This is a genomic window from Vibrio gazogenes (assembly GCF_002196515.1).
In the GTDB taxonomy this organism is placed as follows: Bacteria; Pseudomonadota; Gammaproteobacteria; order Enterobacterales; family Vibrionaceae; genus Vibrio; species Vibrio gazogenes_A.
On the sequence record NZ_CP018835.1, the window covers coordinates 3,245,769 to 3,267,296 of the forward strand.

Consider the following 21,528-nt stretch of genomic DNA (forward strand, 5'->3'; position numbering starts at 1 on the left):
TCTCAAGGATGATGATTGGCGAAATTCATAACCCCACGCGGTAGGATACCCGTGGAAGTTTAATATTTTGAAGATGAAATAAATGACTGAATCTTTTGCTCAACTCTTTGAAGAGTTTCTAAACGAAACTGAATTCCAGACTGGTACTATTGTTAAAGGTACTGTTGTTGCTATCGAGAACGGCTTTGTTCTTGTTGACGCAGGTCTGAAATCTGAATCTGCAATCCCTGCTGAACAGTTCAAGAACGCTGCTGGCGAACTTGAAGTTGAAGTCGGTTCTGAAGTCGATGTTGCGCTGGATGCAGTAGAAGACGGTTTCGGTGAAACTCAACTTTCTCGTGAGAAAGCGAAACGCCACGAAGCTTGGATCGTTCTTGAGAAAGCATACGAAGAAGCTGAAACTGTTGTTGGTATTATCAATGGTAAAGTTAAAGGTGGTTTTACTGTTGAACTCAACGGTATCCGTGCTTTCCTTCCTGGCTCTCTGGTTGACGTTCGTCCAATTCGCGACACTGCTCACCTAGAAAACAAAGAGCTAGAGTTCAAAGTTATTAAGCTGGATCAGAAACGCAACAACGTTGTTGTTTCTCGCCGTGCTGTTATCGAATCTGAAAACAGTGTTGAGCGTGATGAACTGCTTGAAACACTACAAGAAGGCACAGAAGTTAAAGGTATCGTTAAGAACCTGACTGATTACGGTGCGTTCGTTGATCTTGGTGGTGTTGACGGTCTTCTGCACATCACTGATATGGCTTGGAAACGTGTGAAGCATCCGTCTGAAATCGTCAACGTTGGTGACGAAATCTTAGTGAAAGTGCTGAAGTTTGATCGTGATCGTACTCGTGTATCTCTAGGTCTGAAACAACTAGGTGAAGATCCATGGGTTGCAATCGCAAAACGTTATCCAGAAGGTCATAAGCTAACTGGTCGTGTAACTAATCTGACTGACTACGGTTGCTTCGTTGAAATCGAAGAAGGTGTTGAAGGTCTGGTTCACGTTTCAGAAATGGATTGGACGAATAAGAATATTCACCCATCTAAAGTTGTCAACGTCGGTGACGAAGTTGAAGTTATGGTTCTGGATATCGATGAAGAACGTCGTCGTATTTCTCTGGGTCTGAAACAGTGTAAAGCTAACCCATGGCAACAGTTCGCTGAAGCTCAGGCAAAAGGCGACAAAGTTACAGGTAAGATCAAGTCTATCACTGACTTTGGTATCTTTATCGGTCTGGATGGTGGCATTGATGGTCTGGTTCACCTGTCTGATATCTCTTGGAATGTTCCTGGAGAAGAAGCAGTTCGTGAATACAAGAAAGGCGATGAAATCTCTGCTGTTGTTCTTGCTGTTGATGCAGAGCGTGAACGTATTTCTCTTGGCGTTAAGCAAATGGAAAACGACCCGTTCAACGCATATGTTGCTGACAACAAAAAAGGCACACTAGTCAATGGTACTGTTACTGCAGTTGATGCGAAAGGTGCTACAATTGAACTAGAAGATGGCGTTGAAGGTTACATCCGTGCTTCTGAGGTATCTCGTGACCGTGTTGAAGACGCATCTCTCATCCTGAGTGTTGGTGATAGTATTGAAGCGAAATTTACTGGTGTAGACCGTAAGAACCGCGTTATCAACCTATCTGTCAAAGCGAAAGATGAAGCAGAAGAGCAAGAAGCAATGGCTTCACTGAACAAGCAAGATGAAGGCGCGTTCGGTAATGCTATGGCTGATGCTTTCAAGGCTGCTAAAGGCGAATAATATCATTCGCAAAAAAGGAGCCTATCGGGCTCCTTTTTTTTAGTTAGGATTTTGATGCTGATATTGCAAGTAAGAAGAGGGAAACTATGACGAAGTCTGAATTGATTGAAAGATTGTGCGCAGAGCAAACTCATCTGTCCGCGAAAGAAATCGAAGATGCCGTAAAAGATATCATCGAACATATGGCGACATCGTTGGAACAGGGAGACAGAATAGAGATTCGAGGCTTTGGCAGTTTCTCTCTGCATTATCGTGAGCCTCGCACTGGACGTAACCCAAAAACAGGTGAAAAAGTTGAATTGGATGGTAAATATGTCCCTCACTTTAAACCTGGCAAAGAACTCAGAGAGCGCGTTAATAGTACGATCTGATTTTTGCAAGCGAATCTATGCGGCATATCGTTCGATATGCCGTTTTTTTTGAATACGATATTATCAATTATCATGGTATGCATGGTGATTTTCTTGCATAATCAGGGGTGCCAATAACTGAAGCAGGTTTTCCCATTATGAGAGTCCTAAAAATTATTTTTCTTCTCGTTCTCTTCCTTGTTGCCTTAGCCTTGGGTGCTCAAAACCAAGAAATTGTTACGTTCAACTATCTATTAGCAAAAGGTGAATTCCATTTATCTTGGCTCTTGGGAGCAGTTTTTGTCGCCGGTTTTGCTATAGCGTGGCTTATTTTTGGTAGTTTGCATCTCAGAGCAAAACTACAGATTCGCCGTTTGAATAAGCAGCTGAACAAGAGTGAAACTCAGCGTCCAGTTGCGAAAGAGAAACTGAATATCGGATAATATAACTCGATGTTAGAAATACTCTTCTTGTTATTGCCGATTGCTGCTGCTTATGGTTGGTATATGGGGCACCGCAGCGCTCAGCAAGACAAGCAGAAACAATCTCACCAAATATCCCGTCAATATGTTACGGGGCTTAACCTGCTGTTATCTGATCAATCGGATAAAGCGGTTGATCATTTTATCGAACTACTTCAGGTCGATGATGAGACGATCGACACCCATTTAGCTCTCGGTAACTTATTTCGTTCTCGAGGTGAAGTTGATCGAGCGATTCGAATTCACCAGAATCTGATTTCTCGCTCAGGGTTAACTATCGATCAAAAGAACCTCTCTCTTCAACAGTTGGCAAAAGATTATATGGTTGCTGGTTTTTTGGATCGGGCGGAGCGTATTTTCGAACAACTTATTGAAGAACCTGAACATCGAGAGTCAGCATTAATTCAATTAACGTCGATTTATCAGCAAACCCGGGAATGGATGAAAGCCATAGAGTGTGCTCATGCTTTGGTGAAACTCGGCCGCAAAAAGATGCGTAAGAGTATTGCTTATTTTTGGTGTGAGCTTGCAGTAGATGCGCAATCCATGCGTGATGACATGAAAGCGATACAAATATACAAAAAAGCGCTATCGGAAGATCCGAAATGTGTCAGAGCAAGTATTGGTTTAGGGAAGCTTTATCTGGAGAAAGAAGATTATCGGAATACCATTCGTTATATGGAAATGGTACTTGAACAGGATGTCGATTATGTCAGTGAAATTTTACCGACGCTTGCCGAGTGTTATCACCATTCTGGTCATGAACAGGGACTGATTGAATTTTTAAGAAAATGTATCGCCCATCAAGCGGGTGCTTCATCAGAACTCATGTTAGCTCAGTTGGTCGCTCACCATGAAGGTGTTGGTTCGGCTTTGGATCTACTGACAAAACAGTTGGTGAAGAATCCGACCATGAAGGGGTTCTACCGATTGATGGATTATCATTTAGCGGAAGCTGAAGAAGGTCGGGCGAAAAAAAGTTTATCTGCATTGCAAAGTATGGTTGGTGAGCAAATGAGGATAAAGCCTCATTATCGCTGCCGGAAATGTGGTTTCTCTTCTCATTCATTGTATTGGCACTGTCCATCGTGTAAGAGCTGGGGAGAGGTTAAACCGATTCGGGGTTTAGATGGAGAGTAAGAACCGCTCCTGAAACAAGAATTGGATTGAATGAACATATAAAATGAACGAAGGAGAAAAAATGGGCGAGCCGAGAGTCATTGTGGCACTGGATTATGATAATCAAGCTGAAGCATTACATTTTGTTGATCAGATTGATCCTCAGCATTGCCGTTTGAAAGTCGGGAAGGAAATGTTCACGTTATTTGGTCCTGATTTTGTGCGAGCATTACACCAACGTGGCTTCTCCGTTTTTTTGGACCTGAAATTTCACGATATCCCTAACACTTGTGCCAAAGCAGTGAGAGCTGCGGCAGAGATGGGAGTCTGGATGGTGAATGTTCATGCCAGCGGTGGTGAACGTATGATGACTGCCGCTCGAGAAATACTTGAGCCTTATGGGGCAGATAGACCAATACTGATTGGTGTGACGGTTTTAACCAGTATGTCTCAACACGATTTGGCTGATATCGGGCTGAATGTGCTTCCTCAAGAGCAAGTGCTTCGTCTTGCGACATTGACAAAAAATTCTGGGCTTGATGGTGTCGTGTGTTCTGCTCAGGAAGCGCGCCAGCTAAAAGAGCAACTGGGTCAGTCGTTTCAACTCGTGACGCCAGGAATTCGTCCGGCAGGGAGTGATGTGGGTGACCAACTGCGGATTATGACGCCTCAGGAAGCGATTTCAGCGGGTTCTGACTATTTGGTGATTGGCAGGCCGATTACTCAAGCACAAGCTCCTGCATCGGTTCTGGAGAGTATTAACCATTCACTTTGTCGATAGATACATCGATTGTTTTGTTGACTGCAAGATTAATTTGAGTAGAGCAGGGGTCTTAGCCCCTGTTTTTTTATATCTATTCATGGACAGGTGATTCTCTCAGTGACTCAGCAGGGGAACCACTGTGAAATCTGAAACAAGAGTCGGGAGAAAGGATCAGTTCGGCTTCTGCTTTTCCTATCGCCTCGATCCGTTTAGAAATATCTTGATGCGCAATTTGTTGGGCCAGTGTCAAGTAGTCTTGATAGTGTCGCGCTTCGGAACGTAACAAAGACACATAAAACTTTGCGATATCATCATCCATGTAGGGTGCGAGTTTGGCAAAACGTTCACATGATCTTGCTTCAATATAAGCACCAATGATTAACTTGTCGATGAGAGCATCTGGCTCATAAGTTTTTACTTGCGATAATAGCCTTTTTGCATAACGACCAGCAGGAATATTCTCATAAGGAATCCCTTTTTTCTCCATGATCTCCAGCACTTGATAGAAGTGATGGAGCTCTTCTTTGATCAGTAAAACCATTTTGTCGATTAAATCTTGGCTGTATGACGAATCAGCTTTTGCCATGATCGTTTTGGATAGCTGACTTTTCCCTTTCAGATCCGTCAGAGTACCTAACTTGCGATAAGCGAAATCTTCATAAGGTTTAAACCATGCAAGCAGAGCCGATGCACTTGTCGCATCAACCGCGTACTTACGGATGAGATACATTGCCGATTGGCCAGCCTTCAACTCACATAAAAGATGATCAATCAGAATGATTTTTAAATTCTCCGGCTTTTGCGCCTCGCAAATCCACGCTTCGGGGGTCTCACATTGTAGAAAGTTATGAATGGGTTGGAGTAATTGTTGATACTGGTCGCTATTGGTCATGGTTCTTAAACTTAAAAAGGCCGCCAGAGCGACCTGTTATGAATCGGAGTAGAATCTAAATCAGGAGGAGATTGTTACCACTTTTTCTTTTCACCAAAGAGGGCTTCCATGTCGTCATCCCGTTCTCGATCGCCTTGTGCTTCAACCGGTGTTTTTTTCTGCTGACGCTTGTTCTCGAGCTCATCATACATGGCTTGCAGTTTTTCCCGCGCTTGATTTGAATAAGCATCATTTTTAGTACTGAGGACATCAATGCCTTTCTTCAAGAGCTGAATTGCCGTTCCTGGTTGTCCGCGCACAATCGACTCATTGGCTCGTTTGATAACATTCTCGATATTGATGCGTATCTGAATCATTTCCAGACGCGCATTTTCCGTTACATATGCTTGAGTATCCAAACGCCCTTTATTATGCTCGCTTCGAATTGTATCTCTCAGACGTTTTACGAGCTTAAGCATCGTAATTGCTTGTTTATCATTGGTTGGCGATTTGAATGTTGTACTGTCTTGGTTCGGATGATTTTCACGCAGGTTTTTTACTTGTCCCTGCATGTTTTCGATACGATGCGCCAGTTGTTTATTCTTAGGGTCTAGCTCGTGCATATTTTGCAGTGCATCCAAAATCCGATTATTCAGGCATAGCAACAAGTCCTTACTGTAAGGGACGTGGTGAGCGTTACCAATTAGATCCTCGGTGGCATCAATGATTGCAACATAACGAGTCGACTCGTGTTTTTTTGCTGTTTCTACTTTGACTTTATACTGCAACATAATGTTGTAGCCTAAAACCAGAAGGAGCAATACGCCAACCAAGGCAATGATTAATCCTATACTCATAGTTCCTGCATCAATCCGTACATCGTGAATTCAACCTGCCTAAGGATTCATAGGGTGGATAATCCTCGACGGTAAGTTCGTATAGCATAATAAAATTTAGCGTGTTCTACCAATGAATACCCTATTATTCTTTAATAGATCACTTAATTATTCAGTAAATGAAGTCCCAACTCGCAGAAAAGTTCCAATTATTTTCCAAATTGCGGCCAAAAAAGGGTATAAATTCTTCTCATTAAGCATTATAACTAATGATTATATAAAATGCCTAAGTTTGTAATTTGCTGCAGAGATACGGGGTTGACATGAAGTTACAGCAGTTAAAATACATTGTGGAAGTAGTGAATCATAGCTTAAATGTTTCAGCTACAGCCGAAAGTTTGTACACATCTCAACCGGGAATCAGTAAGCAAGTTCGTTTACTTGAAGATGAGCTTGGGATTCAGATATTTGAACGGAGTGGTAAACATCTGACTCAGGTGACTTCTGCCGGGGAAGACATCGTTAAAATCTCACAGGAAATCCTTTCTCGGGTTGAAGGAATTAAAGCCGTTGCCAGTGAACACACTCACCCGGAAATGGGGACATTGAATATCTCGACAACTCATACACAAGCCCGTTATGCGCTGCCGGATGTGATCAAAGGGTTTACTGCCAGATATCCTAAAGTTTCTTTGCATATGCATCAAGGCACGCCGAGTCAGATGTCAGAAGCGATTGCAAAAGGGATTGCGAACTTTGCTATCGCAACTGAAGCACTGCATTTGTATCAAGATGCAATCATGTTACCTTGTTACCACTGGAATCGTTCGATCGTGGTGCCAAAAGGGCATCCTTTAGCACAACGAGATAAGCTCAGCATCGAAGAGTTAGCGACATATCCCTTGGTTACTTATGTATTTGGGTTTACAGGGCGCTCTGAACTGGATATGGCATTTGATCGAATCGGAATGAGTCCGCGAGTTGTCTTTACCGCCACTGATGCCGATGTGATTAAAACTTATGTCCGAATCGGTATGGGGGTTGGGGTGATTGCCAGTATGGCAGTAGATAAAGTCCGTGATGCAGATCTAGTCGCTATTGATGCAAGCCATATTTTTGGTTCGAGCACCACGAGTATCGGTTTTCGTCGAGGGACTTTTTTGCGTTCTTATATGTTTGATTTTATGGAACGTTTCGCACCTCATTTGACTCGTCCAGTAGTGGAACAGGCGATATCTCTGAAATCAAATCAGGAAATTGAAGAGATGTTTAAGGACATTCAATTGCCGGTGCGCTAATTGATTTTGTCTGGTGTCGTCAAGTCCCTAATTTTCAGAATCAGGTTCCAAAAGTGGTAAATAATGCAGTGAACCGATGACTCTTTCATCAGCAATAGAGATAGTTTTATTCTTGATTCAGCCGTCAGTTTGTGGAAAATCTGGTGCAAGGTGTAAATAAATTGATAATATTTGCCCTTTTAGTCGTTTTTCACATTTGACGTTCAGAGGTTTTTTGACCTTTACAATTATGCCTGCTTTCGCAAATATACCGTCAGCAGTAGGAAGAATGGATGCACCTACGGTGATGTCATTATCGTCAGAAAAGCTGATACCAGTGATGGTGTTTGAGCATTTTCGATATGGCGATCATCATCCTGATCCCTCATTTGTATTTGGTTGTATTCACTGGGTGTTTGTATAATATATCGAATATATGACTAGTATTATGTTAGTCCGTTACTTGAGATATTTTGTGTTAAAAATTGTTGTATGTTTTTGCAAGGAAGTAAATAAGGTGGAATAAACATGGCAGACAACTATAAAAAGCCGTCCAAGGATTTAGACCGGATCGATCGCAACATTTTGAATGAATTGCAGAAAGATGGCCGGATTTCAAATGTAGAATTATCCAAACGTGTTGGACTGTCTCCAACGCCTTGTTTGGAGCGTGTGAGACGACTTGAGCGTCAGAATTATATTACCGGATACACAGCACTCTTGAATCCGCAGTATCTTGATGCGTCATTACTTGTTTTTGTTGAAATTACATTGAATCGTGGGGCTCCGGATGTATTTGAACAGTTCAATACAGCGGTGCAAAAACTAGATGATATTCAGGAATGCCATCTAGTTTCAGGAGATTTTGACTATCTGTTGAAAACTCGGGTATCTGATATGGGGGCCTATCGTAAGCTTTTGGGCGATACGCTACTACGACTGCCTGGCGTAAACGATACTCGAACCTATGTCGTGATGGAAGAAGTGAAACAGACAAATCAGTTAGTCATTAAAGTTCGTTAGCCACAAAGTCTCGAATATCTTTCTGTATTCTGACTTAACGACATTGGGTTTTGGCTAATGTTATGGTTAAATCACACTATAAACCGAGCGGCTTGGGCCGCTCGGACTGTTTTTATTTCAATTCATGTTGCGCATGATGCTTTGACATGAGGTTTAGGCAAAAAGTTGGTTATGTTCAAAGAGAACAAAAATAAAGTCGAAACCATTATCAAAACCAGAGCTGAAGTCACGACTTCTCCTCGCTTAAATGGCGTTCAACGGCTGAAAGAAAGTGTTTTGATTTTGGCTGTCCTCCTATCCGTCTTCTTCTCCGTGGCTTTATTGACATTTAGTCCTGCTGACCCGTCTTGGTCTCAGACTGCTTGGGGCGGCGAGCTACATAATGCTGGTGGATACATTGGTGCTTGGATTGCAGATACGCTCTTCTTTACTTTTGGCTCACTGGCATACCCACTTCCTCTGGTGATTACACTCATTACATGGGGAGCACTTCGTACTCGTGATGAGGATGAAGCCTTCGATTTTATGATCTGGGGGACCCGTTTGCTCGGCTTTGTCGTGGTTCTGCTGACGAGTTGTGGTCTGGCCGACATTAATTTTGATGATTTGTGGTACTTCTCTTCTGGCGGTGTCGTTGGTGATGTTTTAAGTAGCCTAGCACTACCAACATTCAATATCTTGGGTAGTACGTTGATTTTCCTGTTTCTTTGGGGCGCTGGTTTTACATTACTGACCGGCATCTCATGGTTAACAATCGTGGAGTGGCTTGGGGATCAAGCCATTGCATTCGCACAAAAAGGCGTCGCATTATTTCGGAAAGGAGAGAAAGAGACAATTCTGTCCCCGGGGATTGAATCATCAGCGGCTTTGCTTGAACGTGATATTCAACATCGTCTGTCACCGACTGAAACGGTGATTGAATCGAATCACTCGGATACAGCATCAGAGCCGACGACCGATTTACCTAGTGACAACGCTTTCACGGATAATTCTCTTACTGATCATGTTCGTCGCTTCAACATCCATATCCCTCAGAGTGAGCAGGATGTAGAGGATGATAATACTCAAGAGCAACAAGTTGTGTATGATGTCGATGATGAGTGGCCTGAACGTAATAAACAGTTTTCTGCAACAATAGAAGAATTGGATAAAGCTGCACAACAACATAATGATTTTGCTGAAGAAGATTGGAGCGATGACTCAAACGAAGATGCATCCGCGACAACCGATTCAAGCACTCACTCATTTGGATCATTTGATATTGATGTTCATGAAGATGAACCAACCATCTCTAACTTAGATACACTCGATGAAGAACCGGACCGCTCTGAGGTGCAAGAGGACTTAGATGAAGAGTCGGATGAAGATGTAGTTGCTTTCCAAAATTTAGTGTCTGAAGCCAAGAAAACCGAATCGGCAAAACAAAATCCGTTTTTGGTTCAGCCGACTATCGATCTACCGACACCGACAGAGCCATTACCAACTTTAGAGTTGCTGTATCATCCGGAGAAAAGAGAAAACTTTATTGATCAGGATATGCTGACGGAAGTAGCAAGGTTGGTTGAGTCTAAGCTATTGGATTATAAGATTCAGGCAAGTGTTGTGGGGATTTATCCCGGCCCGGTGATTACTCGGTTCGAACTTGATTTAGCCCCGGGAGTGAAAGTGAGCCGAATTTCGGGATTATCAACAGACTTGGCTCGTTCCCTGTCAACACCGGCAGTCCGTGTCGTCGAGGTCATTCCGGGGAAACCTTATGTTGGTTTGGAATTGCCAAACTTGAGCCGTCAGACGGTCTACTTGTCTGATGTCGTCAGCAGTGACAAATTTAAGCGGTCAAAATCTCCGACAACAATTGTACTCGGTCAGGATATTGCCGGTGATGCTGTGATTGCCGATTTAGCAAAAATGCCTCATGTTTTAGTTGCAGGAACAACAGGCTCAGGGAAATCCGTCGGTGTGAATGTGATGATCCTCAGTATGCTATATAAGGCAACACCGGAAGAAGTCAGATTTATCATGATTGACCCGAAAATGTTGGAGCTTTCAATCTATGAAGGTATTCCTCATCTTCTGTCAGAGGTTGTGACCGACATGAAGGATGCCGCCAATGCATTGCGTTGGTGTGTGGCAGAAATGGAACGTCGCTATAAGCTAATGTCGGTTGTTGGTGTTCGGAACATCAAAGGTTTCAATGAAAAACTGGATATGGCCGCTAAAGCTGGGCATCCGATTCATGATCCGCTCTGGAAGGAGGGGGATAGCATGGATGCAGAAGCACCACGGCTGGAGAAACTTCCTTTCATTGTGGTCGTGGTTGATGAATTTGCCGACTTGATGATGGTGGTTGGGAAGAAGGTAGAAGAACTGATCGCCCGCTTGGCTCAGAAAGCGAGGGCTGCGGGGATTCATTTGATTCTGGCGACCCAACGTCCTTCGGTTGATGTCATTACAGGATTGATTAAGGCAAACATCCCGACTCGGGTTGCATTTACGGTTTCAACCAAGACCGACTCTCGTACCATTCTCGATCAAGGAGGGGCGGAATCTTTGTTGGGAATGGGAGATATGCTCTACTTGCCACCCGGTTCCAGTCATACCGTCCGTGTTCACGGGGCATTTGCTTCCGATGATGATGTTCATGCTGTCGTCAATAACTGGAAGGCCAGAGGACAACCCAACTACATTGCAGAGATTGTCAGTGGGGATCAAGGACCAGAAGCATTGTTACCGGGAGAGCAACTCGAAAGTGATGAAGATATCGATCCATTATTTGATCAAGTTGTTGAACACGTCGTTGAAACGCGAAGAGGCTCGGTTTCTGGGGTGCAGCGACGCTTTAAGATTGGATACAATCGTGCAGCTAGAATTGTCGAGCAATTAGAGGCTCAGGGAATTGTCAGTGCTCCGGGACACAATGGTAATCGGGAAGTGCTAGCCCCGCCACCGATCAGAGATTAATTGTACTGCGTTGATGAAAAAGAAGCGGGAGACCGGATGGTCTCCCGCTTCTTTTTTAAAGATCATCGTCGTTTTAAAATAAACTGCGTCTTTTCGGTTTAAAAAATTGAGCAATCAAGAAAATAAAGGCAACAAAAAGATTGATTGCAAAGATGATTTCCAACCACTGTGGCATCGATAACGTTAAAAATTGCCATACAATTTTGCTACAGTCGCCATAGGCTTCAAACATCCACGGCATCCATTGATTCAGTGGTGCCCACTGTGGGAATTGAACGAAAGCATCACAAGTTGCAAATGGTGAAGGATGGAACTGATACTCAACATGCTGGTGTGCAAGTAATAACCCGGAATAGGCGGTGTATCCCCAAGAAAGAAGACCTAACCAACGGAATATTACCAGCCGGGGTGCAATAAGCCCCAGAATCGCCGCACCACCTATCCCTAGCATTGCCACTCTTTCATAAATACACATGACGCAGGGGGCAAGCATCAGAATATGTTGGAAAAAGAGCGCACACATTTCGAAAAATAGGATAGATAACAGCAGTAAAACCCAGGATGTTCTGGACTGAGAAAACTGGTTGAGTTTGGCAAAGATCACAATGGGATATCCTTAATAAAGTAAAAGCTCTGTTCTACAGAGCTTTTTAACGCGAAACGGCGGTAGACTCAATCGATTATTCATGACCTAGTGATGCTGATGCATGTTTTAATGCGTCTGGGATGTGGTGTGATAACCAACCCAGATCATAATAATTCGCTGTCGCTGGCTCAAGGAAAAAGATAATTCCGACCAAACCAACAAGTGTTAAAACAATTGTATATGGCAGAGCCATCATCACCATCCGTCCGTAAGAGAGTCGGATGAGTGGTGCCAGTGCAGAGGTCAGTAGGAACAAAAATGCAGCCTGTCCATTCGGGGTTGCGACAGAGGGCAAGTTTGTACCGGTATTGATCGCAACAGCGAGTAAGTCAAACTGATCGCGTGAGATAATACCTTCCATGAGTGCGGTTTTCACCTCATGGATATAGACTGTGCCAACGAATACATTGTCAGATACCATGGAAAGTAATCCATTCGCGACGTAGAACATCGCGAGCTGCAGGTCTGCATTCTCCAGATGTAATACGGCATCGATTACCGGTTTAAATAAGTGCTGGTCGACAATCACCGCAACGATCGAGAAGAAGACCGCGAGCAAAGCGGTAAAGGGCAGTGCCTCTTCAAATGCTTTTCCAAGTGCGTGCTCTTCGGTAATACCACAGAATGTGGTTGCCAAAATGATCACGGAAAGTCCGATCAGCCCAACCGATGCAAGATGAAGAGCCAGTCCGGCAATCAACCAAATTGCAATTAATCCCTGAATCCATAGTTTTGCAACATCAAGATTAGTTCGGTTTTGTGTTTGTGTCCGATCATAATCACGCAGAATTTGCCGAACGGGATCGGGGAGTCGAGCGCCATAGCCGAAAATTTTCAGCTTCTCAACTGCGATACAGGTGAGAATTCCACTGATAAAAACAGGTACTGTGATCGGCGACATACGAATTAAAAATTCACCGAAATTCCATCCCGCCTGATCGGCAATAATCAAATTCTGTGGTTCACCAACCATCGTCATAACACCGCCAAGTGCAGTTCCGATCCCTGCATGGAGGAGTAGTGAACGTAGAAAAGCTCGGTAATTTTCCAGATCTTCTCTGGTCAGGTCTGATAAATGCTCATCTTGTGTGTGGTCACCTTGTCCAGAGGCAACTTTGTGGTAGATGGCATAAAATCCAACGGCAACACTAATAATAACCGCGATCACTGTAAGGGCATCGAGGAATGCAGAAAGAAATGCAGCAGCAATGCAAAATGCTAAAGATAAGATAACCTTAGAGCGGATTTCCAAAAGGATTTTGGTGAAGATGAAGAGAAGCAGTTGCTTCATGAAGTAGATGCCCGCAACCATAAACATGAGCAGTAGGAGGACTTCAATATTTGCAACTAACTCATGTTTAACTTGATCCGGGCTTGTCATTCCGATGAGTATGGCTTCTATTGCAAGTAACCCACCGGGTTGAAGTGGATAGCATTTTAAGGCCATTGCCAGTGTGAAGATAAATTCAACAACCAGTAACCAACCTGCAGCAAAGGGGCTGATTGTGAAAAAGACAATAGGATTCACAATGAGAAAAGCAATAATTGCCACTTTGTACCAATCTGGTGATTTACCCAGAAAATTTTTAATAAACGCGTTTCCTAACGAAATCGGCATGATGATGACTCTTATAGTTGTTATGAATAGACATTGATATCCATCACTTCTTTTTCGTAACAATTTACGAAAGATATCCATTCAAAGTTACATACATCTCAGCAAAGGTTCATGAGTGATGCCTAATGAACATTGCTCCCTGATTAATGTATCGACATGGTGTTTTGCCGGAACTCTACAGTAGGTTGATTATTTCATGAAATACAATAAGTTCTTAGTGAGAGTTCTCTTGAAGTTTTCACATAAAAGTAGCCTATAGTATGACCATAATGCATATAAAATCATTGTGACTTCACAACTTTGGAAATAATGTCGAAGACAATATTATTATCAACAAGCATATCAACAGAGATAATATGAAATAATATGACATATCTGTAAGTTTACTATGGAAATATTTATGCTTTTCACCTGTCCATCGTACTAAATTTCCTTTATATTTTATTCAAGTTTCAGAATGGTAATCTTAAGCTAAATCAAAAAGTGAATAAGATACCTATTGCACACTGATGAATAATTTGGCTTGTGTGGCAAGTTGAATATCGAACATTTTCGCAGTGTACCAACTGGTGATATGATGGATGCCATCTGACTTTGTAAATAAACAAAACTGGAAAAGTATTGAATGGTCATTAAGGCGAAAAGCCCAGCAGGCTTTGCAGAAAAGTATATTATTGAAAGTATCTGGAATGGGCGGTTTGCGCCGGGATCGATTCTTCCGGCAGAAAGAGAACTGTCTGAACTGATTGGTGTGACCAGAACGACATTAAGAGAAGTGCTGCAACGGTTGGCTCGTGATGGCTGGCTGACAATACAGCATGGTAAGCCGACAAAAGTGAATCAGTTTATGGAAACCTCTGGGTTACATATTCTCGATACGTTGATGACACTGGATGCTGAAAATGCAACCAGTATCGTTGAAGACTTACTGGCGGCAAGAACCAATATCAGTCCGATTTTCATGCGTTATGCATTTCGGCTGAATTCAACCCAGTCTGAAAAAACGATTAAGCGAGTCATTGGTTCATGTGAGGCATTACTGGATGCTGAGTCATGGGAACAATTCATGGCAGACTCCCCATACTCTGAAAAGATCTCACAGCATGTTAAAGATGATGGCGATGGGGATAAAGAAGCTCGTGAACAGCGACTATTGGCAAAAACGTTCAATTTTTATGATTATATGTTGTTCCAGCGTCTGGCTTTCCATTCTGGCAATCAAATCTACGGCCTGATCTTTAACGGCCTGAAAAAATTGTATGATCGTGTCGGTAGTTACTACTTTTCAAATCCCAGAGCTCGCGTACTCGCGCTAGAGTTTTATAAAGATTTGTTATCGATCTGCTCGAATGGGACGGATAAGTTAGAGCACCTCTCCGCTTGTATTCGCCAGTACGGGATTGAAAGTCGACAAATCTGGAATGAGATGAAGCGTTCATTGCCAACAAGCTTTACCGAAGATGATGGTTAATAAGGATTGAAAAAAGGGCCGTAGGGCCCTTTTTGTTGTTTCTGAATCGTATTTATTCTTCAGGAAAGGTTTTCTCGGCCGCCAGCTTGAGTGAACCATTGTGATAAATGTGTTTCCAGTGCTTTTAACTCATCAGGACCAATTAACGCCAGCCCTAAATCCTGGGCTCGAGTAATATCGTTTTGCCGGAGAGGGCGGAAGCTGACGAGCATTGCTCTGGCCTGCAGGCCACCCAGTAAGTCTCTCAGTGATTCTAGCTTATACAAAGTATCATCACCGTCATCTCTCATGCCCTTGGTTTTACATTCTATAATGTGTAGCTTGTTATTCACCACCGTAGCAACATCCAGCTCATTTCGCACTTCACGCTCACCCAACTGACGATAGACTTGAACGTTTAAAGAGCGATCCTGAATTGTTGGCATACCACACTGAATTTTTCTGACGATGCTGTGTACCAGCGTTTCTAGCCATTCTCCGTTGGCAAATCGGCGGGCATCTTCGTTGGCAAATGTTAAAACACCGTGTTCATAAGTCGCAATATTTGCATTGACAAGATCTTGTATCAATACACTCAGTTCTTTGTAGCCTTGCTGTTTTTCTGATAAAGCGACATCAAGGCATTGCTCTTTTCTGCATGTTGTTGCCAGATAATTCAGCGTTGCCAGACCCGGACCGAGTTCGAGCGCATGACTTGCCCATGAGGCACCGATATTACAGAGTTTTTTATCCAGCTCTGGTGGGGTGTCTCGCTCAACGAATTCGCCTCGGGCACCAAAGATTGTTAAATAATCGGAGATGGTAATCCGATCCTGAACTTGCGCATCTTGGTAGTCATCTGGATATAGCCAGCATAAACAGTCAGAGTTAGGTTCAACCACAAAAATGGGCCACTGGAATGTTCTGAACACTTCATAAACGGAAAGGAGACGGTGGCGAAGCCCACAACTGGCATTAAGCTGAATATCTTGAGTTCTGTTTTTCAGGTCATGGGCCAATTGATAAATAGAGCGTTTAATTAATGCGACACTTGAACCCGATGGGATCTCGTAAAATTCACTACTAATATCATGTTGTTCTAAAACATTATGCAACCGGGAATAGATAGTTTTTTGTGAAGCATCACCAATCAGTACGGTATGTGAACCGATAATACGGTGATCAAGCAGCGGAGTTATCAGACGAACTGGATCGTCGTCAAGGATGCCAACATGAATGGTCATAAATTATCCTCGTGCTTTCGCTTGCAGGAGTCGGAAGGAAAAAGACAAGCGATATAGATTAGGATATAAAGGTCTCCAGCGTAAAAAACAAGGTCAGTTGGTGATAAATATCTATTTTAGCGTGAAATATGACGCTATCTTTACCTATCACCCACTTAAAATTCAAATTCGAACCGGATCAGACCTATGGTTGACAGAAAGTGGCGATATCTCCATGAAGTCAAACATCCGCAACATTCTACTGTATTTAGTATGAGAAAAGTGCTTAAAATACATGAGGTACGAAAACATGATGAAACTTAACTGATTGTGATGAATCCAAGCTATGGTTAATTTTTCGTTGTCGTTTTTTATGAGTCTGATTTTATACATGAGCCGATAGAGAGGCATTACATGGCCGAAGAAACAATTTTTAGCAAGATTATTCGCAAAGAAATCCCAGCAGAAATTCTTTATCAGGATGAATTGGTCACGGCATTCCGGGATATTAATCCACGAGCACCAAGTCATATCCTGATTGTACCCAATCAACTGATTCCGACAGTGAATGATGTTGAAGATGCGGATGAAGCCGCCTTAGGTCGTCTTTTCACTGTAGCGAAGAAGTTGGCTGAGCAAGAAGGCATTGCTCAAGATGGCTATCGACTGATTATGAACTGCAATGCACATGGCGGGCAGGAGGTTTATCATATTCATATGCATCTGCTGGGAGGGCAACCGTTAGGACCGCTCTTGATGAACTAATGGGTATCTGATGAGTGAACCATCGATGATATGAATAATAGATACGGGCGGACATAGGAACGTTGTGAGAATACGGATACGAGATATTGCCGTGATATGTTTGGCGCTAGGGAGCAGTGCTTGCGCCAATTTCTCGGCTGGCAACCTGTTCAGTCATTACTCCGAACAAAATCAGGGGATGTATCAGGCTGTTAAGCAAGGTGACTATCAGAAGGCGAGTCAGGATCTCCCTGATCATCTCATTGGGGGAAAGATTTTAGACAATCTTGAAAAAGGCCGGGTTTATTGGCTGAATAAAGATGTGCCCAAGAGTCAGTCATTTCTGAATCTGAGTGATCAGGCGGTTAGACAGCAGCAAGATGAAGCTATTGTGTCTATCAGTCGTGAGGCAACCAACACAGGCAGTTTATTTGCCAATGACAATCTGACGGCATACATCCCCGCAGATTACGAACTCGGTTTTTTACATTTATATCTCGCGCTCTCGTACGTTTATGAAAATCAGCTTGAAGGTGCGTTAGTCGAACTGAGACGGGCGAATCAGGTTCAGGAAAAAGCAAGAAATAAGAGACAGGGTGAATTAATAAAAGAGCGAAACCGTCTCAAACAAGAAGGGATTGAACCTAATCTTGGTGGATTAATGGCTCGTTATCCTAGTACCGGGAGCACGCTTCAATCGATTCAGAATGGTTATCTGTTTTATCTGTCTGGGCTGTTATATGAAGCCAGTGGTGACTTGAATGATGCCTATGTTGATTATCGGCGAGCGCTTGCTGTTGCACCAGAGAACACCAGTGTGGTTCAGAGCACGCTCCGATGCGCGCAAAAGCTAGGTATGAATCAAGATGTGGTCGCGCTGCGAAAAAAATATGGGCGTTTACCCCGGCTGAATAAACATCAGGGACGGGTGATTATCATTCAGGAGCAAGGGGTTGTTGACCAACTGAAAGGTTGGCAGGCGTCTTTACCGATCTATGATAGTCTGGGCAGAATGAACCTGTATTCTGTGGCCTTACCTTACTATTCAGATTATCAGCCATCAGATGCTCTTCCAATGACGCTCGATGGTACCACCGTTGCTGGCCAACGGTTGGTTGATACCAATCTGATGGCAAGAAAGCAACTGAATGAAAGAATTAAGTCGATTGTTTTTCGACAGATATTACGTTTAACATTGAAGAATACGCTGCGTCAGGAAGCTTCGAAAGATGATAATGGCGGTGCAGAAGTCGCAAATCTGGTGTTCAATATATGGAATACTTTGACAGAGCAGCCGGATACAAGAAGTTGGATTACTTTGCCAGGCAGCGTATTTAGTGCGACCAAGATTGTATCCGCGGGTGAGCAGACATTCACCGTGGGGCAGCAGTCTTATACATTCAATGTTCCTGCACAAGGAACAACATTTGTATGGCTTTCCCGTCAAGGGGAAAATGCCGTGATTTGGCACAAACAGTTGGGAAGGTTATGATGAATAAATGGCTCTTCAGTTTAGTTGTACTTGTTTTGGTGGGGTGTGCCAATACACAGACCGCCGGATTGACCGTTGAGAGTGAATACCAGCGGATTTTGTATGGTGATAAAATATTAGCTTCTGAACTTGAGGTGAAAGATATTTCGACAGCAGAAGTGAACGATCATACACGAGGTGTGGTCAGAGTAAAAAATAAGACCACCTCAGATCAGCATATTCAATACCGCTTTTATTGGTATGATCAACAGGGACTGGACGTCAATGCTCGACCTGGTCCGTGGCGACAAGCCATTATTAGAGGGATGGATGAAACTTCGTTATCTGAAGTGGCTGTTGCTCCGAATGCTGTGAATTTCAGAGTACAGATTAGAGAATTGAATCAGTAAGTGACAAGGTGAGTCTTTATGAAAAAAAGTATAATCCTCGTGTTGGGATTGGCTGCTCTCATGAGTGGTTGTGCAAATAAAGTGACCTATGGTGATGCACAGGCCGTAGAAACGAAAACCGTTGATTTCGGTTCGACAGATTTACAAAAAATCGCCGCAGATATGGTCGATAGTATGATGATGTCTGGTTCAGTGGCAGCGATTACCCGAAACTCACGCCCGATTGTGTTTGTCGATGGCATTAAAAACAAAACCAGTGAACATATCGATACTGAGTCGATTACGGACACAATTAGTACCAAGATGCTGAATTCTGGGAAGTTCCGTTTTGTTGATATGACGCGGATTGAAGCGGTCAGAAAGCAGTTAGATTTCCAGAATAATGATGCGTTAGTCGATAAGAGTAGCTCGATTCAGTTTGGTAAAATGGTTGGTGCACAATATATGCTATACGGAAATTTATCGAGTATCGTAAAAGATACGGGCAGCGATAAAGATGTGTACTATAAAATGACCATGCGTCTGATGGATTTGCGTTCAGGGCTCATCGAATGGGCTGATGAAACTGAAATTCGGAAAGAGCAGGAAAAGAGCTTCTTGGGATTTTAATCCACAGAGTTGAGGGCGTCAGCGATGGCACGCATGTCATGGTCCGAAGCATGTCAATTAGATCCGTCTCTGGCGTCTCTGACTCATTTTTTCCGAGAAACCCCGACGGTTGCACAAACACTCGCTGGTGGTTTGACAAACCGCTGTTGGAAGATTGACATACCTGAGTCGCCTTCCGCTGTATGGCGTCCTTCAACGGACGTCACTCAAGCGTTTTCAATTTCCCGCCATCAGGAATTCCATATTCTGTCAGCATTGAAAGATCAAGCGGGACAAATTTCTCCTGAACCGCTTTATCTTAATGAACAAGGGTTACTGGTTCAGTGGATTGAAGGGGACAGAGTTGTTGCAAATGACATTGAAGTTATGACTCGTCTGCTGAGCCAGATTCATCAGTTTCCGACGACCAAACTGCCCATTGTTCCTTTTGTTTATACCGCACGTATTGATCATTACTGGTTCAAATTGCTGTCGATGTCTGCTGAGCTGGATGAGATTGAACCGCTGTATAAAACTTGGCGGACACTTCCCAATGTTGCTGAGGTACCACTTTCTCTTTGTCATTTCGACTTAGGCTGCCACAATCTGATCAAAACGCCTCAGGGAATCAAAGTGATCGATTGGGAGTATGCATCTTTAGCTGATCCAAGAATGGATTTAGCAATGACCATCGATATGTCCGATGTCAATTTGCTCACGGCTGTCGGGCAGTATTGCCAACAGCGGGATATTGCTGATCTGGATTTATGGATTGAGGGAGTGAAAGCTTGGCTGCCCAGAGTTCGAATGCTGGCGATGTTATGGTATCTGATAGCTTTTCAGATGTGGGAAAATGAAGAGATGCAAGCCGCAGCTGAACGGATAAAAGCACAGCTCGGCAACTAATTTATTCGTTCACGGGCTTTCGCAAGTGGGCTTTTGAAAGATAGCAAACAATCGAATACACGGTGAGTGACACACCCGACGAGAGCGTGAAAAGTTGAATGCCAATTTTCATGTCACACTCACTGTATCATCGCAGCGTTTCATGCTAGGTTCATTCTGTATGTTGGAAAGGGGATTGTTATGATTATTTATCTACATGGATTTGATTCAACCAGTCCGGGGAATCATGAAAAGGTGCTGCAATTACAATTTATCGATGATGATGTGCGTTTTGTCAGCTATAGCACGCTTCACCCCCGACATGATATGCGGCATCTCCTGAAAGAAGTACATAAAGCGATTGAGTCAAGTGATGATCCACATCCGATGATCTGTGGGGTCGGGCTCGGTGCTTATTGGTCTGAGCGGATTGGTTTCTTATGCGGGATTAAACAGGTGCTATTCAATCCGAATTTACATCCTGAGAATAATATGCAAGGGAAGATAGATCGCCCGGAAGAGTATGAAGATATTGCGACGAAGTGTGTTTCTGAATTTAGATTAAAAAATAAAGCGCATTGCTTGGTTGTGTTGTCTAACAATGATGAAGCACTCGATAGCCGGGAGACAGCAGAAGAGTTGGGCAATTACTACGATATTATTTGGGATGAGACACAAAGTCATAAATTCAAGAAGATATCTCAACATCTTCAGACAATTAGCCAATTTAAAAATAAATAAAATTATATTTTTCATAAAGTTAAGTTATTGTTTGCTATCTGGGAAAGACCCATTGAGCTGGTGTGGTTTTTCTTGCAATCTTGGCTTGCATGACTTGATTTGCTCCTTATAATGTTTCTTATCAAGGTAAAACTTGATAAATATCAAAATAGAATGAGAGCAGGTACCAACCTGACGACAGTTTATGTGAAGTAGTAAAGTGAAGCTTTATCTATATCAATGTTTCTCACAGAAAAAGTGACTTTCAACTTTCTTTACCCGTCCTATTTTTCTAGTTCGGAGTGGTGACTCCGGGCTATAGCATGTTTATTCATTTT

The 21,528-nt window shown here is 43.1% G+C and carries 21 protein-coding genes; 15 read left to right on the top strand and 6 right to left on the bottom strand.

Translation table 11 applies throughout. From position 1 onward, the window contains the following. The first annotated feature begins 82 nt into the window (after window positions 1-82). The 5 genes from rpsA (at window position 83) to pyrF (ending at window position 4,485) form a co-directional block, all read left to right on the top strand. The gene (gene rpsA, locus BSQ33_RS14795) at window positions 83-1,753 is read left to right on the top strand and encodes a 30S ribosomal protein S1 (protein WP_021020081.1); all 1,671 of its coding nucleotides are present in this window, start codon (window positions 83-85) and stop codon (window positions 1,751-1,753) included. An 86-nt stretch (window positions 1,754-1,839) separates the two neighbouring features. After that, on the top strand, window positions 1,840-2,124 hold the full coding sequence (gene ihfB / locus BSQ33_RS14800) for an integration host factor subunit beta (RefSeq protein WP_021020082.1): 285 nt from the start codon (window positions 1,840-1,842) through the stop codon (window positions 2,122-2,124). A 137-nt stretch (window positions 2,125-2,261) separates the two neighbouring features. Further along, on the top strand, window positions 2,262-2,546 hold the full coding sequence (locus BSQ33_RS14805) for a LapA family protein (RefSeq protein WP_021020083.1): 285 nt from the start codon (window positions 2,262-2,264) through the stop codon (window positions 2,544-2,546). Window positions 2,547-2,555: 9 nt separating this feature from the next. Continuing rightward, the gene (gene lapB / locus BSQ33_RS14810; RefSeq protein ID WP_021020084.1) at window positions 2,556-3,725 is read left to right on the top strand and encodes a lipopolysaccharide assembly protein LapB; all 1,170 of its coding nucleotides are present in this window, start codon (window positions 2,556-2,558) and stop codon (window positions 3,723-3,725) included. 61 nt (window positions 3,726-3,786) lie between these two features. Beyond that, window positions 3,787-4,485, top strand: coding sequence for an orotidine-5'-phosphate decarboxylase (gene pyrF / locus BSQ33_RS14815; RefSeq protein WP_088134604.1), 699 nt, complete (start codon window positions 3,787-3,789; stop codon window positions 4,483-4,485). A gap of 73 nt (window positions 4,486-4,558) precedes the next feature. Here pyrF and miaE read toward each other — a convergent pair whose 3' ends face one another. Beyond that, window positions 4,559-5,359, bottom strand: a complete 801-nt coding sequence (miaE, locus tag BSQ33_RS14820; RefSeq protein ID WP_021020086.1) for a tRNA isopentenyl-2-thiomethyl-A-37 hydroxylase MiaE — start codon at window positions 5,357-5,359, stop codon at window positions 4,559-4,561. A 74-nt stretch (window positions 5,360-5,433) separates the two neighbouring features. Next, window positions 5,434-6,195, bottom strand: a complete 762-nt coding sequence (locus BSQ33_RS14825; protein WP_021020087.1) for a hypothetical protein — start codon at window positions 6,193-6,195, stop codon at window positions 5,434-5,436. A gap of 302 nt (window positions 6,196-6,497) precedes the next feature. Between BSQ33_RS14825 and cysB the strand changes: the two genes are divergently transcribed. Further along, on the top strand, window positions 6,498-7,472 hold the full coding sequence (cysB, locus tag BSQ33_RS14830; protein ID WP_021020088.1) for an HTH-type transcriptional regulator CysB: 975 nt from the start codon (window positions 6,498-6,500) through the stop codon (window positions 7,470-7,472). A gap of 117 nt (window positions 7,473-7,589) precedes the next feature. On the opposite strand, the gene BSQ33_RS22035 is transcribed toward cysB, so the two are convergent. Further along, window positions 7,590-7,793 carry a hypothetical protein gene (locus BSQ33_RS22035; RefSeq protein ID WP_332457867.1) on the bottom strand — a complete coding sequence of 68 codons (204 nt, stop codon included), beginning with the start codon at window positions 7,791-7,793 and terminating at the stop codon, window positions 7,590-7,592. A gap of 186 nt (window positions 7,794-7,979) precedes the next feature. Here BSQ33_RS22035 and lrp point away from each other — a divergent pair, with 186 nt between their 5' ends. After that, window positions 7,980-8,474, top strand: a complete 495-nt coding sequence (gene lrp / locus BSQ33_RS14835) for a leucine-responsive transcriptional regulator Lrp (protein WP_021020090.1) — start codon at window positions 7,980-7,982, stop codon at window positions 8,472-8,474. A gap of 171 nt (window positions 8,475-8,645) precedes the next feature. Further along, a complete protein-coding gene (locus tag BSQ33_RS14840) occupies window positions 8,646-11,435 on the top strand; it encodes a DNA translocase FtsK (RefSeq protein ID WP_021020091.1) in 2,790 nt (929 codons plus the stop codon). Between the two features lie 73 nt (window positions 11,436-11,508). Here BSQ33_RS14840 and dsbB read toward each other — a convergent pair whose 3' ends face one another. Next, on the bottom strand, window positions 11,509-12,042 hold the full coding sequence (gene dsbB / locus BSQ33_RS14845) for a disulfide bond formation protein DsbB (protein ID WP_027694158.1): 534 nt from the start codon (window positions 12,040-12,042) through the stop codon (window positions 11,509-11,511). Window positions 12,043-12,115: 73 nt separating this feature from the next. Next, a complete protein-coding gene (nhaB, locus tag BSQ33_RS14850) occupies window positions 12,116-13,699 on the bottom strand; it encodes a Na(+)/H(+) antiporter NhaB (RefSeq protein WP_088134421.1) in 1,584 nt (527 codons plus the stop codon). A gap of 625 nt (window positions 13,700-14,324) precedes the next feature. Between nhaB and fadR the strand changes: the two genes are divergently transcribed. Further along, a complete protein-coding gene (gene fadR / locus BSQ33_RS14855) occupies window positions 14,325-15,170 on the top strand; it encodes a fatty acid metabolism transcriptional regulator FadR (protein WP_021020094.1) in 846 nt (281 codons plus the stop codon). Between the two features lie 59 nt (window positions 15,171-15,229). Here the strand turns inward: fadR and BSQ33_RS14860 are convergent, their stop codons facing one another. After that, a complete protein-coding gene (locus BSQ33_RS14860; RefSeq protein WP_021020095.1) occupies window positions 15,230-16,393 on the bottom strand; it encodes a Card1-like endonuclease domain-containing protein in 1,164 nt (387 codons plus the stop codon). A 393-nt stretch (window positions 16,394-16,786) separates the two neighbouring features. Here BSQ33_RS14860 and hinT point away from each other — a divergent pair, with 393 nt between their 5' ends. The 6 genes from hinT (at window position 16,787) to ycfP (ending at window position 21,211) form a co-directional block, all read left to right on the top strand. Beyond that, window positions 16,787-17,137, top strand: a complete 351-nt coding sequence (gene hinT, locus BSQ33_RS14865) for a purine nucleoside phosphoramidase (protein WP_021020096.1) — start codon at window positions 16,787-16,789, stop codon at window positions 17,135-17,137. Between the two features lie 64 nt (window positions 17,138-17,201). Next, window positions 17,202-18,608: a COG3014 family protein gene (locus BSQ33_RS14870; RefSeq protein ID WP_088134422.1), complete on the top strand. Its 1,407-nt coding sequence runs from the start codon at window positions 17,202-17,204 to the stop codon at window positions 18,606-18,608. Next, window positions 18,608-18,997: a YcfL family protein gene (locus BSQ33_RS14875; protein ID WP_021020098.1), complete on the top strand. Its 390-nt coding sequence runs from the start codon at window positions 18,608-18,610 to the stop codon at window positions 18,995-18,997. Before BSQ33_RS14870 ends, BSQ33_RS14875 begins: the two co-directional genes overlap by 1 nt. An 18-nt stretch (window positions 18,998-19,015) precedes the next feature. Continuing rightward, window positions 19,016-19,606, top strand: coding sequence for a penicillin-binding protein activator LpoB (lpoB, locus tag BSQ33_RS14880; RefSeq protein ID WP_021020099.1), 591 nt, complete (start codon window positions 19,016-19,018; stop codon window positions 19,604-19,606). Window positions 19,607-19,630: 24 nt separating this feature from the next. Further along, window positions 19,631-20,491, top strand: coding sequence for a phosphotransferase (locus tag BSQ33_RS14885; protein WP_021020100.1), 861 nt, complete (start codon window positions 19,631-19,633; stop codon window positions 20,489-20,491). A 180-nt stretch (window positions 20,492-20,671) separates the two neighbouring features. Next, entirely contained in the window at window positions 20,672-21,211 is a 540-nt protein-coding gene (gene ycfP / locus BSQ33_RS14890; RefSeq protein ID WP_021020101.1) for an alpha/beta hydrolase YcfP, read from the top strand. Window positions 21,212-21,528: the final 317 nt, after the last annotated feature.

What these genes read in the sequence shown, in the direction of transcription:
- rpsA (WP_021020081.1), top strand. Translation starts at nt 83, where the DNA reads ATGACTGAATCTTTTGCTCAACTCTTTGAAGAGTTTCTAAACGAAACT.
- ihfB (WP_021020082.1), top strand. Translation starts at nt 1,840, where the DNA reads ATGACGAAGTCTGAATTGATTGAAAGATTGTGCGCAGAGCAAACTCAT.
- BSQ33_RS14805 (WP_021020083.1), top strand. Translation starts at nt 2,262, where the DNA reads ATGAGAGTCCTAAAAATTATTTTTCTTCTCGTTCTCTTCCTTGTTGCC.
- lapB (WP_021020084.1), top strand. Translation starts at nt 2,556, where the DNA reads ATGTTAGAAATACTCTTCTTGTTATTGCCGATTGCTGCTGCTTATGGT.
- pyrF (WP_088134604.1), top strand. Translation starts at nt 3,787, where the DNA reads ATGGGCGAGCCGAGAGTCATTGTGGCACTGGATTATGATAATCAAGCT.
- miaE (WP_021020086.1), bottom strand. Translation starts at nt 5,359, where the DNA reads ATGACCAATAGCGACCAGTATCAACAATTACTCCAACCCATTCATAAC.
- BSQ33_RS14825 (WP_021020087.1), bottom strand. Translation starts at nt 6,195, where the DNA reads ATGAGTATAGGATTAATCATTGCCTTGGTTGGCGTATTGCTCCTTCTG.
- cysB (WP_021020088.1), top strand. Translation starts at nt 6,498, where the DNA reads ATGAAGTTACAGCAGTTAAAATACATTGTGGAAGTAGTGAATCATAGC.
- lrp (WP_021020090.1), top strand. Translation starts at nt 7,980, where the DNA reads ATGGCAGACAACTATAAAAAGCCGTCCAAGGATTTAGACCGGATCGAT.
- BSQ33_RS14840 (WP_021020091.1), top strand. Translation starts at nt 8,646, where the DNA reads ATGTTCAAAGAGAACAAAAATAAAGTCGAAACCATTATCAAAACCAGA.
- nhaB (WP_088134421.1), bottom strand. Translation starts at nt 13,699, where the DNA reads ATGCCGATTTCGTTAGGAAACGCGTTTATTAAAAATTTTCTGGGTAAA.
- fadR (WP_021020094.1), top strand. Translation starts at nt 14,325, where the DNA reads ATGGTCATTAAGGCGAAAAGCCCAGCAGGCTTTGCAGAAAAGTATATT.
- BSQ33_RS14860 (WP_021020095.1), bottom strand. Translation starts at nt 16,393, where the DNA reads ATGACCATTCATGTTGGCATCCTTGACGACGATCCAGTTCGTCTGATA.
- hinT (WP_021020096.1), top strand. Translation starts at nt 16,787, where the DNA reads ATGGCCGAAGAAACAATTTTTAGCAAGATTATTCGCAAAGAAATCCCA.
- BSQ33_RS14875 (WP_021020098.1), top strand. Translation starts at nt 18,608, where the DNA reads ATGAATAAATGGCTCTTCAGTTTAGTTGTACTTGTTTTGGTGGGGTGT.
- lpoB (WP_021020099.1), top strand. Translation starts at nt 19,016, where the DNA reads ATGAAAAAAAGTATAATCCTCGTGTTGGGATTGGCTGCTCTCATGAGT.
- BSQ33_RS14885 (WP_021020100.1), top strand. Translation starts at nt 19,631, where the DNA reads ATGGCACGCATGTCATGGTCCGAAGCATGTCAATTAGATCCGTCTCTG.
- ycfP (WP_021020101.1), top strand. Translation starts at nt 20,672, where the DNA reads ATGATTATTTATCTACATGGATTTGATTCAACCAGTCCGGGGAATCAT.